The organism is Streptomyces ossamyceticus, from assembly GCF_001418475.1.
Classification (GTDB): domain Bacteria; phylum Actinomycetota; class Actinomycetes; order Streptomycetales; family Streptomycetaceae; genus Streptomyces; species Streptomyces ossamyceticus.
Genome location: NZ_LIQX01000243.1, coordinates 1 through 4,184, shown reverse-complemented (window position 1 = coordinate 4,184; position 4,184 = coordinate 1). Strand labels below are relative to the sequence as shown.

4 protein-coding genes are annotated in these 4,184 nt (G+C 69.9%); 3 read left to right on the top strand and 1 reads right to left on the bottom strand.

Translation table 11 applies throughout. The features are described from left to right. Positions 1-81: 81 nt before the first annotated feature. A complete protein-coding gene (locus AOK15_RS19085) occupies positions 82-1,101 on the top strand; it encodes an NAD-dependent epimerase/dehydratase family protein (RefSeq protein WP_240508495.1) in 1,020 nt (339 codons plus the stop codon). 267 nt (positions 1,102-1,368) lie between these two features. Then, positions 1,369-2,949 (top strand): DUF1996 domain-containing protein, encoded by a 1,581-nt coding sequence (locus AOK15_RS19080; protein ID WP_055518402.1) that lies wholly within the window; start codon positions 1,369-1,371, stop codon positions 2,947-2,949. A gap of 120 nt (positions 2,950-3,069) precedes the next feature. Here the strand turns inward: AOK15_RS19080 and AOK15_RS19075 are convergent, their stop codons facing one another. Then, complete coding sequence (locus AOK15_RS19075) at positions 3,070-3,540, bottom strand: hypothetical protein (protein ID WP_055518400.1); 471 nt, start codon at positions 3,538-3,540, stop codon at positions 3,070-3,072. A gap of 119 nt (positions 3,541-3,659) precedes the next feature. On the opposite strand from AOK15_RS19075, the gene AOK15_RS19070 reads away from it, so the two are divergent. After that, the coding region (locus AOK15_RS19070) for an alpha-N-acetylglucosaminidase N-terminal domain-containing protein (protein ID WP_205632170.1) at positions 3,660-4,184 on the top strand (525 nt) is incomplete at its 3' end.

The following is a 4,184-nucleotide window of genomic DNA, read 5'->3' as shown; positions in this document are numbered from 1 at the left end:
TCGGGCGGTCGGGCGGTCGGTGGATCTTCTGAGAGCAGAGCACCGTTCCGTACCGGGCGCCCGGCGGGCAGAGTCGGCGGTATGAGACTTCTGATGCTGGGTGGTACGGAGTTCGTGGGTCGCGCCGTCGTGGAGTCGGCGCTGGCCCGCGGCTGGGAGGTGACCGTCTTCCACCGGGGACGGCACGAACCCCCCGCCGGGGTGCGGTCGTTGCTGGGCGACCGCACCGCTCCGGACGGGCTCGCGGCGCTCGTCGACGCCTCCGCCGTCGGCGCCTCCGGCGAGGGCGGCTGGGATGTCGTCGTCGACACCTGGTCGGCGGCGCCGCGAGCCGTCCGGGACACCGCCCGCCTGCTGGCCGGTGCGACCGGACGGTATGTGTATGTGTCGAGCTGCTCCGTGTACGCCTGGCCACCGGCCCCCGGGTCCGACGAGAGCGCGCCGCTGGTGCGGGGCGCGGCGGCGGACGCCGGGCAGTCGGACTACGCCCGCGACAAGCGGGGCGGAGAGCTGGCCGCCGTGGAGGCGTTCGGCGCGGACCGGTCGCTCCTCGTCCGGGCCGGGCTGATCCTCGGGCCGTACGAGAACATCGGGCGCCTGCCGTGGTGGCTGGGCCGGGTCGCCCGGGGCGGGCCGGTGCTGGCGCCGGGACCGCGTGACCTTCCCGTGCAGTACATAGACGTCCGTGATCTCGCCGGTTGGGTCCTCGACGCCGTGGAGCGGGGGGCGAGCGGGGCGTACGACGTCGTCGGGCCGCCGGGGACGGCGACGATGGGGGAACTCCTCGACGCGTGTGTTCGGGTGACGGGCGGACCGGCGGACCTGCGGTGGACCCCGGCGGAGGCGGTGCTCGGGGCGGGGATCGAGCCGTGGACGCAGTTGCCCGTGTGGGTGCCGGAGGGCAGCGACCTCCATGGGGCGCTGCACCAGAGGGACGCCTCCCGTGCCGTACGGGAAGGGCTGCGGTGCCGGGGGGTCGAGGAGACCGTGCGGGACACCTGGGAGTGGTTGCTGAGTCTCGGCGGGGTCGCGCCGCAGCGGCCCGACCGACCCGTGGTGGGGCTCGATCCGGAGGTGGAGGCCAAGGTGCTGGGCGTGTAGGGGGTGTGCGGGACGCGGACGGGCAGCCGACCGCCCGTCCGCCTGCGTGCCCGCGTGCCTGCGTGAACGTCGTGCCCCGATGCTCCACACGCCGTGAGCGCTCGACAACTCGTAGTCGCGCGGCGGGTGTTGAAACCCGGTCTCCACACGAATCTCTCATCAATTTGTGAGTCGGCTGAACACTCCTGGGACTCACCGCGTATCTGAGGGCGCCGCTTCACTCCTGTCGGGCGCCTCGATGCCCCGCAAGGAAGTCAGAGGAGTTCCATGGGACGCAACACACGGAAACGACGTTCGCCGCTGGCCGTTCGGGCCATTGCCGCATCCGCGGCGCTCGCGGTAGCGGGCGGCGGTCTGGTCTGGGCGAATTTCTACGCCTCAGCAGGCGAGTCGAAGTCCAAGCCGAATACCACGTTCGCCGCTGCCCAGGTGGCCACCATCGCCTGCCCGGACGTCGGCCAGAAGCTGACGAACGTTCCCCGCCAGGCGCGCGCGGGAGTCGCCAAGGAGCTGGCGCTGCTGGACCGGCAGATCACCGAGGCCTACAAGCGTCTGGCGGAGACCCGCCAGGCCCAGTCCCGGGACGCCAACTTCGTCAACAACGCCATTCTCGGCCCGCTGAAGTCCAAGCGGTCGGCCACCATCGACCGGATCGGCATCAACATCCGGCGCGTGGGCGGCCAGGTTCCGCAGGGCATGGCCCAGCTCGCCACCTGCCAGAGCAAGACCGACCAGGCGCAGACCAACGCCGGTGGCGCCCAGCAGGGTGGCCAGCAGCAAGGTGGTCAGCAGCAGGGCGGCCAGCAGCAGGGCGGCCAGCAGCAGGGCGGCCAGCAGCAAGGTGGCCAGCAGCAAGGCGGTCAGCAGCAGGGTGGTCAGCAGGGCAACAACGGCCAGGGTCAGGGCCAGGGCGGCAACGGCCCGGTGGCCGGGGACTTCATCAACATCAACCAGGTCCAGCCCAACGGCGGCCCCAAGGGCGTGAACGGCAACGGTCTCGCCGCGAACGGCAACGGTGGTTCGCGCGGCTCCTTCACCACGAACTGCGGAAACAACAAGAACGAGATCCGCAACTCGGACAACGTGATCGTGGCCCCCGGTGTCAGCAACGGTGCCCAGCACCAGCACGACTACGTCGGCAACCAGAGCAACAACGCCTTCGCGAGCGACCAGCAGCTGGCCAACGCGCAGACGTCCTGCCAGAACCAGGGCGACAAGTCGTCGTACTTCTGGCCGGTCATCCGTATCCAGGACGGCACGCAGGACATCGACCAGGGCAAGCCCGGTGGTGGCCAGGACAAGAACGTCGGCAAGATCGTCGAGCCGAACCAGGTCCAGCTGAAGTTCGTCGGCAACAAGCGCGGCCCCGTCGTCGCGATGCCGCAGGCGCTGCGCATCATCACCGGTGACGCCAAGGCCTTCGTGAACGGTCTGGGCAACGCCAACACCAACTGGAGCTGCACGGGCTTCGAGAACCGTGTGGTGACGGACAAGTACCCGATCTGCCCGCAGGGCAGCTCCGTGGTGCGGACGTCCTTCTTCCAGAGCTGCTGGGACGGCCAGAACATCGACAGCGCCAACCACCGCACCCACGTGAGCTTCGTCAAGGGTGACGGCAGCTGCGCCAACGGCTTCAAGGCGATCCCCCAGCTCCAGGTCCGCCTGGTCTACAACGTCCCGGCCCCGCAGATCCAGAACGGGCAGGTGAAGAACGCGTACGCGGTCGACTCCTTCCCGGAGAACCTGCACAAGCCGATCACCGACCACAACGACTTCATCAACTTCTTCAACCAGAACACGATGAACAAGATGGTCAACTGCATCAACAACGGTCAGAACTGCAAGTAGTACCGAAGCGGTCCTGAACGACCGAAGCCGGCGGTGGGAATTCCCACCGCCGGCTTTCGTGTGTGCCGTGTGCCGGGCCCGCGTGGTCGAGTGGTCGAGGACGGCGGGCGCGGCGCCGGGCTATCCGCTGTGGCCGCCGCCGCTGTGGCTGCCGCTGTCGTTGTGGCTGCCGCCGGGGTTCATGTGCTCCGAGCCCTCCTGGACATCCCCGCCGAGGGTGCCCTGGAGCCCGGCGACCGTCTTCTTCTCGCCGACGGCCACCCACTTGCGGCCGACGAGGTAGTAGCCGCCGTAGTCCTTGGCGCCGGCGAGCCACTCCGCCTGGCCGCGGTCGGTGGCGAAGGTGGCGAGGACGAACTTGCCGTCGAAGTCGCCGTCCTTGTTGGTGCAGAGGGCCTGGCGGATCGTGTCGGCGTCCGTCTGCATGTCCGGCTTGCAGCCCACCTCGCCCGCGATGTGCTCCAAGGTCCCGGTGGCCGTTTTGGGAACCGCCGCGGCCTCGTCGTCGCCCGAGCCGCAGCCGGTCAGCGCCAGCAGGGCCAGGACCGCGCCGATCGCGCTCCCCGCGAGCCTCTTCCTCGTCACACTCATTCGTACGTACCTCCGGGTCCGTTCCGGCGACGTGAACGCGCCAGCTCCGTGCGCACCGTTGTTCACGGACGGTCGCCCCGTTAGCGTGCCGCCACTGTCGACACAGGGGGCACACAGACATGAACAGTCCGTCGCGACGCACGGTGCTGGGCTCGGCCGGTGCCATCGGCCTCGGAGCCTTCCTGGAATGGTCGGCCCCGGCCCACGCCGCGGAGAGCCCCGGCGGGGGCCCCGTCTTCGATACGGCTCCCGCGCGCTCGGCGCTCAATCGGCTGCTGCCCGGTCACGCCGGGCAGTTCCGGCTCAGTCTCCTCGACCGCGACGGCGCGGTCGACCGCTTCCGGGTCACCGGCACCACGGGACGCATCCAGGTACATGCCACCACACCGGCCACCCTGCTCATGGGCGTGCACTGGTACCTCAAGTACGTCTGCGGGGCCCATCTCGCCTGGAACGGCAGCCAACTGAACCTGCCCGCACGGCTGCCCGCCCCCGCCCGGCCCTTGGAGAGGTCGACCGTCCTCCCCCACCGCTTCGCCCTCAACGACACCAACGACGGCTACACCGCCCCGTACGCGGACTGGCCGTACTGGGAGCACCAGATCGACCTGCTGGCGGCGCACGGCTGCAACGAGGTCCTGGTC

Excerpts from the sequence above, each read along its gene's own strand:
- AOK15_RS19080 (WP_055518402.1), top strand. The coding sequence starts at position 1,369 with ATGGGACGCAACACACGGAAACGACGTTCGCCGCTGGCCGTTCGGGCC.
- AOK15_RS19075 (WP_055518400.1), bottom strand. The coding sequence starts at position 3,540 with ATGAGTGTGACGAGGAAGAGGCTCGCGGGGAGCGCGATCGGCGCGGTC.
- AOK15_RS19085 (WP_240508495.1), top strand. The coding sequence starts at position 82 with ATGAGACTTCTGATGCTGGGTGGTACGGAGTTCGTGGGTCGCGCCGTC.